The organism is Aeoliella fuhlenseeensis (assembly GCF_052161615.1).
Classification (GTDB): domain Bacteria; phylum Planctomycetota; class Planctomycetia; order Pirellulales; family Lacipirellulaceae; genus Aeoliella.
On sequence record NZ_CP197417.1, the window covers coordinates 1,532,608 to 1,547,963 of the forward strand.

General features: G+C 60.9%; 12 protein-coding genes. 6 read left to right on the forward strand and 6 right to left on the reverse strand.

Annotated features, from left to right (window positions below; all coding sequences use genetic code 11):
- Window positions 1–96 precede the first annotated feature (96 nt).
- Window positions 97–1,539 (forward strand): endo-1,4-beta-xylanase, encoded by a 1,443-nt coding sequence (locus SH292x_RS05865; protein WP_442484654.1) that lies wholly within the window; start codon window positions 97–99, stop codon window positions 1,537–1,539.
- Here SH292x_RS05865 and SH292x_RS05870 read toward each other — a convergent pair.
- The 3 genes from SH292x_RS05870 to alaS all read right to left on the reverse strand — a co-directional run bounded on the left by SH292x_RS05870 (window position 1,499) and on the right by alaS (window position 5,339).
- Entirely contained in the window at window positions 1,499–1,951 is a 453-nt protein-coding gene (locus tag SH292x_RS05870; protein WP_442484655.1) for a hypothetical protein, read from the reverse strand. The genes SH292x_RS05865 and SH292x_RS05870 overlap by 41 nt on opposite strands.
- A 17-nt stretch (window positions 1,952–1,968) precedes the next feature.
- Window positions 1,969–2,145 (reverse strand): hypothetical protein, encoded by a 177-nt coding sequence (locus SH292x_RS05875; protein WP_442484656.1) that lies wholly within the window; start codon window positions 2,143–2,145, stop codon window positions 1,969–1,971.
- A gap of 368 nt (window positions 2,146–2,513) precedes the next feature.
- A complete protein-coding gene (gene alaS, locus SH292x_RS05880) occupies window positions 2,514–5,339 on the reverse strand; it encodes an alanine--tRNA ligase (protein WP_442484657.1) in 2,826 nt (941 codons plus the stop codon).
- Between the two features lie 411 nt (window positions 5,340–5,750).
- Here alaS and SH292x_RS05885 point away from each other — a divergent pair, with 411 nt between their 5' ends.
- Entirely contained in the window at window positions 5,751–6,527 is a 777-nt protein-coding gene (locus tag SH292x_RS05885) for a matrixin family metalloprotease (RefSeq protein WP_442484658.1), read from the forward strand.
- A gap of 459 nt (window positions 6,528–6,986) precedes the next feature.
- On the opposite strand, the gene SH292x_RS05890 is transcribed toward SH292x_RS05885, so the two are convergent.
- Both SH292x_RS05890 and SH292x_RS05895 read right to left on the reverse strand, forming a co-directional pair.
- Complete coding sequence (locus SH292x_RS05890; RefSeq protein ID WP_442484659.1) at window positions 6,987–7,409, reverse strand: hypothetical protein; 423 nt, start codon at window positions 7,407–7,409, stop codon at window positions 6,987–6,989.
- Window positions 7,410–7,411: 2 nt separating this feature from the next.
- Window positions 7,412–8,326, reverse strand: a complete 915-nt coding sequence (locus tag SH292x_RS05895) for an alpha/beta hydrolase family protein (RefSeq protein WP_442484660.1) — start codon at window positions 8,324–8,326, stop codon at window positions 7,412–7,414.
- A gap of 165 nt (window positions 8,327–8,491) precedes the next feature.
- Between SH292x_RS05895 and SH292x_RS05900 the strand changes: the two genes are divergently transcribed.
- The 3 genes from SH292x_RS05900 (at window position 8,492) to recQ (ending at window position 13,320) form a co-directional block, all read left to right on the forward strand.
- Window positions 8,492–9,505 (forward strand): nucleoside hydrolase, encoded by a 1,014-nt coding sequence (locus SH292x_RS05900; RefSeq protein WP_442484661.1) that lies wholly within the window; start codon window positions 8,492–8,494, stop codon window positions 9,503–9,505.
- Window positions 9,506–9,795: 290 nt separating this feature from the next.
- The gene (locus SH292x_RS05905) at window positions 9,796–10,449 is read left to right on the forward strand and encodes a DUF642 domain-containing protein (protein ID WP_442484662.1); all 654 of its coding nucleotides are present in this window, start codon (window positions 9,796–9,798) and stop codon (window positions 10,447–10,449) included.
- A 921-nt stretch (window positions 10,450–11,370) separates the two neighbouring features.
- Entirely contained in the window at window positions 11,371–13,320 is a 1,950-nt protein-coding gene (gene recQ, locus SH292x_RS05910; RefSeq protein WP_442484663.1) for a DNA helicase RecQ, read from the forward strand.
- Window positions 13,321–13,352: 32 nt separating this feature from the next.
- Here recQ and SH292x_RS05915 read toward each other — a convergent pair whose 3' ends face one another.
- A complete protein-coding gene (locus SH292x_RS05915) occupies window positions 13,353–14,048 on the reverse strand; it encodes a hypothetical protein (RefSeq protein WP_442484664.1) in 696 nt (231 codons plus the stop codon).
- A gap of 144 nt (window positions 14,049–14,192) precedes the next feature.
- Here SH292x_RS05915 and aroC point away from each other — a divergent pair, with 144 nt between their 5' ends.
- On the forward strand, window positions 14,193–15,332 hold the full coding sequence (gene aroC, locus SH292x_RS05920) for a chorismate synthase (protein ID WP_442484665.1): 1,140 nt from the start codon (window positions 14,193–14,195) through the stop codon (window positions 15,330–15,332).
- Window positions 15,333–15,356 lie beyond the last annotated feature (24 nt).

Below are 15,356 nucleotides of genomic sequence, written 5' to 3' on the forward strand. Positions count from 1 at the left end.
AGCAAGCTGCCACCTCCTGCGAACCGGCACCGCTTAGACAACCCACTTGGCCGGCACGTTGCCGCTGCTGGTACGCCCCCGTAGGTCCGCTCCGTCATGGGATTGATGCGACTGTTTGTGCATGACGGCAGCCGGCTTGCTGGTCTGGATCCCGCGCGGGTCCACATGATCGGGTTCGAAGAGCTCCCGTGGTTTTGCAGCGTCTTCATTTCGGAAAAGCAACTCGTTATCCAGCGGGTTGAAACGGAGTCGGGCGCGGTGTGCGTTCCGTGGCAGGTGGCTGATCGCGGCGAATTGCTGCTCGCCACCTCGACCCTCATGGAACGCGACACTCCGTACTTCCTGGAAGTCGAGCTCGCCCGGGGCATGGTGCACCGCTTGCGGAATCAGCTCGAAGCGTGGCGGCAGTTGGGGTTAGTGGTTGCCGCGGAGCTGGAGGAAGAGATTCTCGCGGCGACGAAACACTTCGCGCGCGCGGCATCGAGGCAGCACGATCCCGCGACCGCTGCGGAAGAGGCCAATAAAGCGATTGAGCTGGCCGTGGTGGCTGGCGAGCACTTGGCCGCGGTGTATGCCGAACAGGCCCTCGCGCTTCGCACCCGTTCGGGTCCGCTGCATACGCTGTTGGGGGTCGACCTCAGTGGCGAGCTTCCCGACACTGAACTCCGCGCACAGGTCGCCAGCACGTTCAACTTGGTCACCTTGCCCATGTCGTGGCGAGATGTCGAGGCGAGCGAAGGCAAACGTAATTGGGACGCCACTGACAGCGAACTTCGCTGGGCGCAGAAGAATGGGCTGAAGGTCGTTGGTGGTCCGCTGCTTCAGTTCGACGAACGTCGCGTTCCTGACTGGACCTACTTGTGGGAGGGCGACTACGACACGCTGTCGAGCTTCATGCTCGACCACGTTCGCCACACCGTGAAGCGCTACCGAGGCAAAGTGCAGCTGTGGCACGTCGCGTCGCGGATGAATCGCCCCCGCGTTTTATCGCTAGGGGACGAAGACCGACTGCAGATCGTCGCCTCGGCCATCCACGCCATTCGCGACCTTGATCAGCGAACGCCGATCGTCGTGAGCTTCGACCAACCGTGGGCCGAGTACATGGGGACGCAGCAGATCGACCTCGCGCCGATGCACTTCGCCGACGCCCTGGTACGAGCCGACCTGGGGCTCTCGGGCATCGGGCTCGAACTCAACATCGGTTCCCAGCCACTCGCCACGGCCCCGCGCCCGGCGCTCGCCTTCAGCCGTCTGGTCGACCAGTGGGGGCTGTTCGAGTTGCCCCTGTTCCTAATGCTCACCGTCGACACGCGGGCGCACCGCGACGCGCAGCCGCAGGAGACGGTCAGCACGCGTGCCGAGTGGGTGGAGCGCTATTTGCCGCCGCTACTTGCCAAGAACTGCGTCCAAGTGGTGGTCTGGAATCAGCTCTCGGACAAGAGCGGGGAATTCCCGGGCGCCGGGTTGTTCGACGACAACGATCAGCCGAAGCCAGTGCTCAATGCACTCGCAGCGCTTCGAAATCGCTATCTTGGTTGACTTCGTCCTGGTGGGCGTAGGCCGGCAGCGAGGAGGACGACTCTTCGGTGCCAAACACCGCCGTCACCAGCGACGAATGGCTGGTGAGACGCGACTTCATCTTCGACTCGGTGCAATAGGTCGCCAAGTTGTCGGCCGACTTCTTGTTGAGTCCACACACCCGTAGCGCGCCATCGTAGGCATCGAGTCGGGTGCGGAAGGCGTCGAGCTGCGCGATCATCATCGGCGAGAGTTGGCCAAACTTGGGGCCGAACTCCAGCACCACACGGTAGATAAAGTGCCGCGAGACAATGCCCCACAGGGCGTCCGCCAGTTGTTGATCGGTTCCTTCCTTGGCCGAGTCGAGTCGCAGGAACAACCAGTTCGGTCCGCGGCTCACATCAATAGCGAAACCAGATTCACAAGTACTCATGCTAGGGCGCTCCGTCTCTAGAAGTAGAAAGGCAGCGACGCCCGATCGCGGGCGACACAAGCAGACCCAATTCGATCGACTACCGGTTTTACCTGACCGGCCGCTACCAGCACGCGGAGCAACAAAGAGTAGTTGCGTTTGCCATGAAGTCCGTCCAGCTCCGCCTGTGCCCTCATCTTAATTCCGATGGCCACGTTTGATCAACCGAGGCTTAAAGAAAATAGCGCGCCAAAACGCTAGCAATTCGTGAAGAAGTGATGAGGAAAGTCTTGTCCCCTCTCCCCCAGCTTGGTGTCGCGAGAACTCTCGAGAGTGAGCTTCCGCGCCAAGGACACCAAGTTGGGGGAGAGGGCTAGGGTGAGGGGGCAGACTTGCTAGTGTACTCTGTCCCACCCAACACGGCGGAGGCAAGATGCTCCCGCTAATGTCGCGAGCGTAACCAGCGAGCCGGGTCGTCCCCGACCCCGGAAATGTAGACGAAGGCACGACTGAGCCTTACTCAATGTTTCCGGGGGCGAGGACGCCCCGGCTCACTCGGGTTGGTTGATTGTTCGACGACCGCTCAACCGCCGATCATCTCGGCGATCGTCTTGTGCGCGACTTCGAGGGCCTCGGGCAGCTTCGCGGGGTCTTTGCCCCCCGCTTGGGCCATGTCGGCACGGCCACCGCCGCCGCCGCCAAGCACCTTGGCCACGGGGCCGATCCATTTTCCGGCACTCACACCTCGTTTTTCGAGGTCCTTCGACACGCCGGTGATCAACGTCACCTTGTCGTCTCCCTCGCGGGCCGCGAGCAGCACGGCGATGCTATCCTTCTTCGCCCGAAGCTGGTCAATGAGCTGCCGCATCAGGTTTTGCGGGGCACCAGGCGTTTCGGCGACCACGATCACGGTGTCGCCAATCGTCTTGGCCGACTCCAGCAGCGTGTCGGCAGAGAGCGGACCCGCCGCCTCGCGCTGGGCGAGCTGCTTCTTCAGGCCTTCGACTTCGGCGAGCAGCGACTCGACGCGATGCAGCACCGCCAGCGGTGCGACCGACAAATGCCGGCCAGCCTCGGCGAGGGCTAGCTTGACGCCCGAGTAGGTCAGCTTGCCGGTCGACTTCGGCAGTTTCTCGACCTCGCCAGCCGCAGTGCCGCCGCCGAGCTGTTTCTTGAGCCCGCGCTGCTCGTTGAGTAGCACTAAGACGGCCGCGGGGACTTGGTCGGCTTCGACACTAAGCAGCTTCGCTACTGCGTCCAGTGCCGCGGTGGTCTCGGTGGCTTGCTGCTCGGCCCGAGGACCCGTGAGTGCCACGATACGCCGCGTCCCAGCCGAGACACCTTCTTCGCTGAGGATCTCGAACGCGCCGACCTCTTTGGTATTCGTCAGGTGCGTACCACCACACAATTCGCGGCTGTTGGTGCCATGTGCCAGCGGGCCCATCGACACCATTCGCACGGGGTCGGGGTACTTCTCGCCGAACAGCATCATCGCGCCTTGCTTGCGAGCTTCGGCCAGCGGCAGGGTTTCCCACCTTACCGCTGCGGCCGTCTTCACGTCGGCCGCCACGTCGTCGGCGATCGCCGCGAGTTGCTCGGGCGTCACGGGGCTAAGGTTCGTGAAGTCGAACCGCAGCCAGTCGGTGTCCACCTTCGAACCTTGCTGCTGCGCGTGCTCGCCCAGGTGCTTGTGCAGGGCGTGGTGCAGCAGGTGCGTCGCCGAGTGGGCACGGCGAATGGCGTCGCGGCGCGAAGTGTCGACCGTCGCGGTGACGGTGTCCCCTTCGCTCATCACGCCCTTCTTGAGGTGCCCCAAGTGGACGAACAGCTCGCCATCTTTCTGTGTGTCGATGACGTCGAACTCGAAGTTCTTGCCCACGAGCTTGCCGACGTCCCCCACCTGACCACCGCTCTCGCCATAGAACGGAGTCTTGTCGAGCACCACGCGGACGGGGTCTTTGTGTCCGACCTCTTCCATCTTGTCGCACAGGTGGTCGTTCGGCGATTTGCCGGCGATGATGCCGATGATGCCGGCCGAGGCTTCGGTGGTTTCGTAGCCGAGAAACTCGGTCTTGTGGAACGCTTGCTTGAGCGAGTCGATCGGCCCCTTCGAGCCCATCACCGTATGAACCAGCTTGCCGGACGCTTCGCCGTGCTCTTCCATCGCTTGGGTGTAGCCGTCCCAGTCGAACGCCAAGTTGTGCTCCGCGGCGAGGGATTCGAACAACTCGGGCGGGACGCCATACGTCTGGTACAGCTCGGCGGCCACGTGGCCATCGACCGTGGTGCGATTGTCCTTACGCATCTCGTCGAACGCTCGCTCGATGCGATTGAGTCCACCATCGATGGTTGAGAAGAAGTTGGCCTCTTCCTTCTCGATCACGCTCGCCACGCGACTGACGGTTTCTTTGAGCTCGGGGTAAGTGCTTTGCATCATCTCGACCACCGTCGGGACGATCTTCCCAAGGAACGGCTCGCGCATGCCCATTTGATGCCCGTCGAGCACAGCGCGCCGGAGCAGACGCTTTACGACGTACTTCTCCTTGTTCGCGCCCGGGTAGACGTTTTCATGCACCGCGAATGTGCAGGCACGGACATGGTCGGTGATGCGGCGCAGCCGGCGGCCGTTCTCCGAATCGTACTCGTACTTCACGCCGCACACTTCGGCAGCCGCGCCGACGATCGGTTTCAGAATATCAATGTGGAAGTTCGTCTCGACGTTCTGCAGCGCCGCGGCAGTACGCTCGAGGCCCATGCCGGTGTCGATGTTCTGCGATGGCAGGGGACGGAGGTTATTCGGCGGATCGCCCACGCGGTTGAACTGCGTGAACACCAGGTTCCAAATCTCCAGCGCCGGACGGCCTGGTGCGGTGTAATAAATTTCGCTGCACGGGCCGCACACGCCATCGGGGCCTTGGCTCGGCGCACTCGCGGGCCAGAAGTTTTCGTCTTCGTCCTCAAACGAGATCCGCGACATCGGCAGGCCAATCTTCTGGTGCCAGATGTCGGCCGCTTCTTGATCGTCCTTGTAGACGGTGACACTCAACGTTTCCGGCGGCAGGCCGAGCCACTTCTGGTCGGTCAGGAACTCCCACGCCCACTCAATCGCTTCGCGCTTGAAGTAGTCGCCGAAGCTGAAGTTGCCCAGCATCTCGAAGAACGTGTGATGCCGCGGCGTCCGGCCGACGTTGTCGATGTCGCCGGTCCGCATGCACTTCTGGCAGGTGGTGGCCCGGGTGTACTCGAGCTTCACCTTGCCCAGGAAGTGGTCCTTGAACTGGTTCATCCCCGCCGGCGTGAACAGCACGCTGGGGTCCCAGGTCGGCACGAGCACGTCGCTCGCCACGCGGGTGTGCCCCTTGGTCTCGAAGAACGCCAGGTACTTTTCGCGAAGTTCGTCCGTTTTCATCGTTGGGCGCGAGGAGTCAGAGGTCAGGGTACAGAAGGTGGGAAGCAAAGGTACCTGTGGGAGGCCTCTCCGAGGCCGATTCCTCAAGGGACTTCGGACTCGGAGAGTCCTCCCACAAAAACACCCAGCTCATAGCAGCTAAACCCTGAATAATAACGCACTTCGGGCGACTCGGGCAGGGATGGCAATTCCGTTGCACCGCCAGCCGACCGGCTGCATAATAGAGGGACAGCCCGCCACCCGCCGGCGGTTCGCGGACTTTCTTCTTGCAACCCCAGAAACCCATTGCCAGTGAAACGCGATTCGACCTGCTAGCCGGCCTCGCCGGTGCGACTTGGTGGAATTCTCTCCTAGCGTTTCTCTTCGGCGTTTCCCTACAGTGTTTCTCAGTCTGGGCGTGGGTGGCAAATCATGCGGCGTAGCTCTCGATACTTGTGGGTCCTCATTGCAGCCTTCGGCCTCGGCGCGTGGCACTCGGCGATGGCGTACGGGCCGTTTCAAGGAAAGTGGCCCCAAGCGAATCTTGGCGACCCGGTCTACCTGACGTACAGCTATCAGAATCTGCTCGACGGGGGGCTGTTGAACCCGGCGGGCGATCCGGTCCCCGAGTCGCAGATACGCACGGCTATCGAAGAAGCCTTTAGCGTGTGGGCCGAGGTCGCGCCGCTCCACTTCACTGAAGTGCCCGACGATGGGCTCCCCTATGGCCAGTCGACTCAGTACGGAATGATCCGGTTCCGCCACATTTACATCAACGGCCCCGATCCGCCGACGGGCAATCCCACGACCAAGGCCCAGGCCCGTTTCCCGGGACCCAGCGTGTCGAACGGCGACGTCGACTTCGACCACAGCGACCCGTGGCAATTGAATGGCACACTCCGCGAGCCCGACATCCTTGGCGCAGCGATCCACGAACTGGGGCACTCGCTGGGACTGACGCACAGCGACGTAGAGGGCTCGAACTTGTTTTGGATCTTCCGACGGTTCGCTGGCCCCGGCACCGGCGAGCTTCACCCCGACGACCTAGCCGCGATCACGACGCACTACGGCACCGGTCGAGGCAGCGTCACGCCCCTGGTGCGAATCCCCGAGCCAACGAGCGTCGCCTTGGCACTGGGGGGAGTGGTGGCCCTCTTAGCCCTCAGACGGCGATCGAGTACCGAACGTGTCGGTCTTCGCCGTCCCTAGTGCCCACCCCCAGTTGCATCGCTTCAGTTACGCATGGCTCCAGTTAGATAGCCCCCGTCTGAAGCCCCCGCGGCGCTGCTAGCGGCGACGACCAGCGTCCCAAACCAACCAGCACAACACCATCGAGCAGACCCAAAAATCGGGCGTCATCGTCATCGAACTTCCTTCACACAAGCTGGAGTAGACCTAAAAATCGGCGGATTCATTATTCGCCAACTGCTATACGCACCCATTACCGGTGGGTTCGTTTATTTCATCGTCACTATTGCCGAATCCCGCCCAACTTCAGCGATCCGTACCTCACCACCGGTTTACACGGCAGTTCTTCGCGCGGGAGGGTGGTTGCACGGCGGTCAGCGACCTTCCGACTCGCGGACCGCGTGGCGGTCCGGCTAGGTGCTTCCTCGATGGTGAGCTTTCAATAGCCGGACCTCCACGAGGTCCGCGAACAGTAGCGTACTAAGCGGATCGCACGTCCTCGCGAAACCAAGGCCAAGCGTCCCAAAGGTACAGCCCAAAGGGCACCCACCAGATGAAGTCGTTCGTCAGGCACAGTACCAGCGTCGCCGGCGGCCACTCGCCCGAAACGAGGAGCCCCGCGAGCCCGATCGGCCCCAGCACCTTGCCGGTGAGTCCCACGGCCGCGATCAGCCACCCCCGCTCGGGCCTTCGGGCGACTTCGAGATAGAGCACCCCATAAAGCCCCACCACCATCCCCAGGCAGGCAAAGATCTGCGGATGCACCGCCACCGGCATCTCGGCGAAACGAAACAACCACTGTGGATCGAACGCCGCGTAGAGCCCCCACGCAATGTTGTAAACACCCGCGGCGAGGAAGACGAACTGGTGCCAACGGCGGCGTTGGAGAACTCGTTCAACCATGCTTACTTGAGTTCCCGCACCATCTCTTCGGTGATCTCGACGTTCCCCTTCACAATCTGACTAGCCATCAACTCCGCGGCCGGCGCGATGACGCTGAAGTGGTCGTGTCCCGGGACGGCGAAGAAGCGAATGTTGGGGTTCTTGTTGTTCTCAGCCATCACCGAGATCGAGCCCTCCCAGTTCCCTTGGTTGGCTCCTTCGATCACGACCATCGGCGACTTCACGTCCTTCATCCACAACAGTGGAGTACGAAGCGATACTTCCTGTTCATTCTTCGGATCGCAAAACAGGAACTCGCCGCCGTACTGCGTTGGCGAAGCCACGGGGCCCAGTGCCAACACCGCTCGGAAGCGATCGCTCGTCTCGCTAACCAGCATTGCCATGGTTCCCCCGGTGCTGTGCCCGCCCAGGTAAATCTGATCGGCGTCGACATACGGCAACGCGGCAAGATAGTCGGTGGCCGCGAGAATGTCGTCGACCTCGCCGAGGAAACCCTCACGCTTTCCTGGATTGTCGTTCCCACCACGCTGTGACGGAAACATCATCACGATCCCCGCCTCGCGAAATGCGCTCGCCGACTGGTCGTTCTCCCGTGGCTGTGGCGACCACACGTCGCCAATCGTGTTGCAATCGCCCCCGGTGATCCACACGATGGCCGGATGCTTCTTCCCGTCGCCGGGATCCTTAGTCACGTACGCCGCGAGCGGACCGACTTCCGAGGTGTACTTGATCAACTCAAACGCGTCGCCAGTCGGCTCTTCTGCTGGCCCCGCACTTTCGTCCTCGCGAACGATTGTGGTAACGAACCCGTCCCGCGCCTCGGCGAGGGTTTTTGACTGCGCCGCGGCGCTAGGGTCCGCCGGTTTCGTGCTACACGCCGAGCCGATAAGTAGAAGCAGCAGGACCAGAATTCGCATCGCGTTACCCCCGATGGTGGAAGAGTGGCTTCGTCGCGGTCCAGTATACTCGACCGTCGAACGGCGCGAATCATTCGCTCCCGGACGAGTTCTCATTGACAAGTATTAGACGTTAGAATGGAGCGTTGCTGTCAATAGCCACGTCACCTGCCACAGAGTATCCAGATGCTCCTTTATCGATGGATGGTCATTGCTTTTCTTCTGACTTCACCCTGGGCGTTCTCGCTGTCCTCCGCCCGCGAGCCCGTCCGCGTCATCTTCGATACCGACATGGCGGGCGACTGCGACGACGTGGGGGCGCTCGCAGTGCTGCACGTTCTTGCCGATCGTGGTGAGTGCGAGATCCTGGCTTGCACCATCTCGTCCAACAATCCGTGGTCAGCCGGGTGCGTCGACGCCATCAACACCTGGTACGGCCGGCCCGATGTGCCGATCGGCGTGGCCAGCAAGTTTCGCGGCGAACCTGCCAGCGATAAACCGATCGACTCGAAGTACACCAAACAGGTCGCCGCCGAGTTCCCGCACGACACTATCGATGCGAACAAGCTCCCGTCGGCGGTCGAGCTCTATCGCAAAGTGCTTGCCGGGCAGCCCGATGGCAGTGTCACCATCGTGTCGGTTGGCTTCCTCAACAATCTCGCCGCGCTGCTGGAATCGCCTGCCGACGAAGTGAGTCCTCTCACTGGTGACGAACTAGTGAAGGCAAAAGTGAAGCAGTGGGTCGCGATGGCTGGGATGTTTCCGAACGGAAAATTTGACAACGGACACGGCGAGTACAACCTCGAAGTGCTGCCTAAGTCGGCCCAACACGCCCTCAATCATTGGCCGACCAACTTAGTGCTTAGCGGCTTCGAAATTGGCGAGCCTGTCCTCACCGGCGCGCTGCTCCGAGGCAAACCCACCAGCAATCCGCTCCGCCGCGGCTACGAACTTTATACGGGGCTCAAAGATCGCAACAGTTGGGACCAAACCGCCGTGCTCTACGCCGTCCGCGGACCTCAGAAGTACTGGAAGCTTTCCCCCGCCGGAAACGTCGCGGTGCCCAACGAATCCGATGGCGTGCACACCTGGACCGAATCCCCCACCGGTCGCCATCACTATCTCATCGCCATCGCCCCGCCGAAGGAAGTGGCGGAGAAAATTGACGAGTTGATGTTGGAGGGGCCGAAGCACGAGTGACGAGGGCAGTGGCCGGACTCGCAAGAGTTCGGGCCGACTATGATTGATCCCCTAAGGTGAATCGGACTACCGATGCTTGCTCTTCTGCTGCGTGCTGCCACGGCTGCCGGGAATGAATGGATCCCGGAAAACGCCGATCCTTCGGGCCCAAAAACCCACCTGCGTGTAAACAATCGATTACACCCCGGGATTTGTAGAACCAATTGTATTGCGTTTATCCGCGGGTCGGCCATACTGGTGGGACTACTGCGGTGGTAACGATCCGGGGAACTCTGACGTTAGGAAGCCTAATGAGACTCATCTACAGCTTGGCATTCACCCTGTTGGCACTCTTCGCTGCGCCTTCATCATTCGCCAACCTCATCGTGAACGGGTCCTTCGAAGATCCCGTTGTTCCCGCGAACTTCTACGCAAACTATCTCGGCGGATCGACGGCTGTCACAGGCTGGACCGTCGTCGGTGTCGACACCTCGATCGTAGATGGTGGGTTCACGCAATCCGGCATCACGTTCCAAGCCCAGGACGGAGAGCAGTGGGCCGACATGGCCGGCATCATGTCCAACGACCCCAGCAGTGGACTGACGCAAAGCATTGCCACCACCATCGGCGATTCCTACCTGCTCAGCTTCTACGTCGGTTCTGCAACCGGGGGTGGCCAGTTCTTTCCCTCCACGGTCGACCTTAGTATCGATGGCAACCCGCGCGTCCCCTACTTCAATCCGACGGGGCCGACGAACATGCTCGACTGGCTTCAGTTCAGCGTTCCCTTCGTCGCCACCAGCACGTCGACTTCCATCACGTTCTTTAATGGCAGCGCCCCCAACAATTTCCTAAGCGGCCTCGACAACGTCGTTGTGGAAAGAGCCATCCCCGAACCCTCGTCCATCGCCCTGCTATTACTCGGCTCCGCCGCACTGGCCTACGGCCGGTATCGGCAGTCGTAGAGGACCGCGAAGTGCCATAGAAGCAGCGCCGTAGAAATAGACAAGCTTCCGTAGCCGGGGTCGCAAGAGTTTGGGGCCACCACTTGGTGACGCCCGAATTCTGGCGACTCCGGCTATTTTTGTTGCTGCGCTCCCTACGGCTCCGCCAGTTCACCCGGTGTTTCGCCCCGCGCACTCCACGCCGATGTCCACAGTTCGCTCGGATGCACATTCCCTTCGTGCATGGTGCGTCAGCAACTTACTCTTCATTAGCGAAGATCAGCGCCGATTAGTGTTCCCAAAATCCGCGCTCATCCTGCCCAATCCGCGTTCATCCGCGTCCTATTCTTTCGGGCCTCAGACAAATTGATCCATCCGTGCTTGTCCGTGCGAATCCGTGGCTCCAAACAAATGGATCTTCCACTCTAGTGCCGCCCGAATTCTTGCGAATCCGGCTACCTCGAATTCCTCCGTTCTCTCCGTTCCCTCCTGTTCCTCCCCCCAATCCCAACGTCGACTCTACTCTTCCTCTTATTAGCGAATATTAGCGCCGATTAGTGTTCCCAAAATCAACTTAAATCCTTGCGAATCCAGTACCTTTTTGCCACAGAAGTATTTTCGACTTTTTTCAGAATGTGAGTAGAAAGCGCGCTTCGGGTGTGTTAGATTCGCGAATGTATCTTCATGTTCAGTAGTAAACACTTAACCCCCTAACTTGCTATCCCTGATTTCCCGATTTAACTCCGATTTTAGTTTTGTCGCACCCCCTGCGACAAAACCCTTTTCAGCCACCTTCTGATGATCACGCTAAACTCCTACCGCCGAGCGACTTACGACCTGCCTCCACAGGCACGCCGGAAGAATAAAGTCGCAGTCAATCGAATTTCGCCGAAATCGCGACACTATCGGCCTCGGTTTCAAACTGCGCAGCTTCTCCGAACTATGCCCCTTCAATTGGGGGCGTCGATCGGCGAAAATGGCAGGCAACTCAACTTGCCCCTGCTGCCAACTGGCTCACCGATGGATCGACCTGCCCCGACTGCCGCCGCGTCGCCTGAGGGAAAATACGCTCGCGAGCTGCGCGAGGTGCTCGCCAAGTACTGGGGCTACGACAGCTTCCGCCCGCTGCAAGCCGAGGCGATGGCATGCGTCACCCAGCATCGCGATTCGCTGGTGATTCTGCCCACCGGCGGTGGCAAGTCGCTGTGCTATCAGGCTCCTGCCCTGGCAATGCCGGGCGTGGCGGTGGTGGTTTCGCCGCTCATTTCGCTGATGAAAGACCAGGTCGACGCCCTGCGTGCCAATGGAGCGTCGGCGGCGTTCATCAACAGTTCGCTGTCGCACGACGAGCGGCGTGAGGTGACCGCCAAGGTGCGTAGTGGCGAAATCAAACTGCTATACGCCGCCCCCGAGCGAATCGTCCGCCCGAACACGCTGGAGTTCCTGCGTTCGGTCGAAGTGTCGCTCGTCGCGATCGACGAAGCCCACTGCGTCAGCAGCTGGGGGCACGACTTTCGGCCCGAGTACACGGCCCTCGGACAACTCAAGCGAGCCCTTCCCGGCGTGGGCGTCCACGCTTACACGGCGACCGCCGCCGATCAGGTGCGACAGGACATCATCCGTGGCCTCGCGCTCGAGTCGCCCGAATTGCTCATCGGCTCGTTCGACCGTCCGAACCTCGTGTTCCGAGTCCGCCGTGCAGCGCAGAAGCTCGACCAGATTCGCGAAGTCATCTCGCGTCACAAGGGCGAGTCGGGCATCGTGTACTGCATTAGTCGCAACGAAGTGGAGAGCGTCGCCTCCGAGCTCAAGTCCGCCGGTGTGCGAGCCGCTCCGTACCACGCGGGGATGAGCGACATCGCACGCTCGCGGAATCAGGAGGGCTTTCTCTCCGACCGCATCGAGGTGATCGTGGCGACCGTGGCATTCGGCATGGGCATCGACAAACCGAACGTCCGCTTCGTGATCCACGCGGGCATGCCCAAGTCGCTCGAAGCCTACGTGCAGGAAAGTGGCCGCGCGGGTCGCGATGGTCTCGAAGCCGAGTGCCTGTTGCTCTACAAGGGGAGCGACCCTGTGTTGTGGCGGCGGATGATCGAAGAGGGCGAAACGGCGGCGCTCGAAGGAGCCTTGCGATCGCTCGAAGAAATGATGCGATTCACCACGTCGCTCAAGTGCCGTCACCGCGCGATCGTCGAGTACTTCGGGCAGGAGTTCGACCGCGACAACTGCGGCGCGTGCGACGTTTGCCTCGCCGAACTGAGCTTCGCCGACGACTCGCTGATCAACGCCCAGAAGATCCTCTCGTGCGTCGCGCGGCTCGAACAGCGTTTCGGAGCCAGCCACACGGCGAAGGTCCTCGCGGGTTCGAAGGATCAGAACGTCACGAAGTTCAACCACACTAGACTCAGCACGTATGGCATTTTGAAACACGAACGCGGCACGACGATTCGCGACTGGATCGAGCAACTCGTCGGCCAGGGACACCTGATGAAAGCGGGCGAGTACGGTGTGCTGCAAATCACCCCCACTGGCCGTGAAGTCCTTCGCGGCGAGCTGGTGCCGCAACTGCTCGCTCCGGCGAAATCGGCGGGCAGCTCCAAGGCCAAGCCCGAGGAGAACTGGGAGGGAGTCGACCGCGGTTTGTTCGAGCACCTGCGAACGCTCCGCAGCGAACTGGCCGCCGAGAAAGCGGTCCCCGCGTACATCGTGTTCGGCGATAACGCCCTCCGCGAAATGTCCCGCCGCCGCCCGACGAGCGAAGAAACCTTCGCCCGCATCCGCGGCGTTGGCGCCGCCAAACTCCGCGACTACGGCGAGGTGTTCCTGAAGTCGATCAACGAGTACTGTTCGATGATGGGCCTAGCAACGGACCTGGGCGAGAGCGAGTGAGCTGCTCATTCGCTTTTCAAACAGCCGACGACCTACGCGTCGTTGGACTCGGGGAAGCTTTCGAGGTACTTATTGCCGAAGCCTTGGACTTCCAGCGTGTGCGCATCAAGTTGCTTACCGTGGATATTTAGATGACACCAAATCGATATGCGATTGGATAAGAAGACAAAGCCGATGAGGAGATAGACGTACAGAATGTTAGCTCCCCGTAGCCAAGTCATATCCGCGCCAGGGATCGTCATGTAAATGGGAAATACCACACCGACGGCACTGACCGTCCATCCAAGGACTTGACTATACCAAGTGACGTACTGATGGCCGCGGCAAGTGTAGAATTCGATCGCTATGCTGTCTCGCCAACGCGTCGCGAGCAAGGCCGCACCAGCTCCTCCTACTAGAAACGGAACTATCCAGGGTGATATGGGGTACAACTCGAACGGCAAATTGATGCCGGCGCACGCACCCGCAAGAAATAAGAATGCGAGCGCTGCGGCAGCCACCGCGTACCAGCGGTAGTCCCGCTTTGGTTTAGGGTCAGGCTTGACGATAGTGACTTTCAACGGATGCGGAGCGGGGCGATTGCAGCTGACACAACGATGCGGAATCACAACATCGACAGGTATCCGAAGGGAACTATCCTTGCGACGGATTCGAGGATCGTCCTTTAGCGCAGGATCAAGCTCGTCGAGCTCTGCCTGCGGCGCTGCGTAGGGATTCTCGTCGTGCATGAAAGGATGGTGGAATGTAGGAGATTCGGAAAACCTCGACCATTAGCCCGAATTTCCCCCGATAGTTCAACCTTTGGCTTCCAATTATACTGAAGGTTTCCCGTTTTCCCGAGTTTCGCTCCCTGAACCCTCGCTACTTAACTCATGCTTCGTTATTGGACCGCTGGTGAATCGCATGGGCAGACGCTCATTGCTCTGGTCGATGGCTTTCCCGCCGGCGTGGAAGTGGATCCTAGTCAGATCGACGTCGAGCTTCGGCGGCGGCAGGGGGGCTACGGGCGTGGCGGGCGGCAGCGGATTGAAACCGACGAAGTGCAGGTTCGCACCGGCATTTGGCGTGGCACCACGCTTGGCAGCCCCATCGTGCTCGAAGTCGTCAACCGCGACTACAAGCTCGAACGCCTCGAAGACCTGCCGCGACCTCGACCGGGGCATGCGGATCTCACAGGCTCAATCAAGTACCTCGGTTCAATTCGCGGCATCCTCGAACGCTCTAGCGCCCGCGAGACCGCGGTTCGCGTCGCAGCCGGTGCGCTGGCGAAGCAATTGCTGGCTCACTTCGGCATCACGGCACTCGGGTACGTGGTGGAACTCGGCGGCGAGCGGATCGATCCGATCGAAGGGGACTACGACACGCTCCGCGCGATTCGCGATCAAAGCGAGATCTACTCGCTGAACCCCGAGCGCGACGCCGACATCAAGCAGTTGATCGACGCCACACGCAAAGCAGGGGACACGCTCGGCGGGGTGATGGAAGTTCGCGTCGATGGGTTGCCGTTCGGACTTGGAACGCACGCCCAGTGGGATCGCAAGCTCGACGGGCGACTCGCGCAAGCGGTGATGGCGGTGCAAGCGATTAAGGGAGTGGAGATCGGCATGGGCTTCGAAGCCGCGCGGCTGCCGGGCTCGAAGGTTCACGACCCCATTCAGTACGACGCCGCGCAGGCCGACAAGCCGCACATGGGTTACATCCGCCCGAGCAACAACGCGGGTGGGCTCGAAGGGGGCATGACCAATGGCATGCCGCTTATCGTGCGTGCGGCGAAGAAGCCGATTAGTACGCTCGCCAAACCGCTGGAGTCGATCAACCTCGAAACGAAAGAGCCCGACACCGCTAGCTACGAACGTAGCGACGTTTGCGCCGTGCCGGCTGCTAGCGTCATCGTAGAAAGTGTGGTTGCATTCGAGATCGCCGCCGCCTTGGTCGATAAGTTCGGTGGGGACAGCTTGCCTGAGATGCAAGCTCGTTACGAACTCTTCCAAAAGATGGCTCGGGAGAGGTAAGGGGGAATCGGTTCGGCGCTAGCA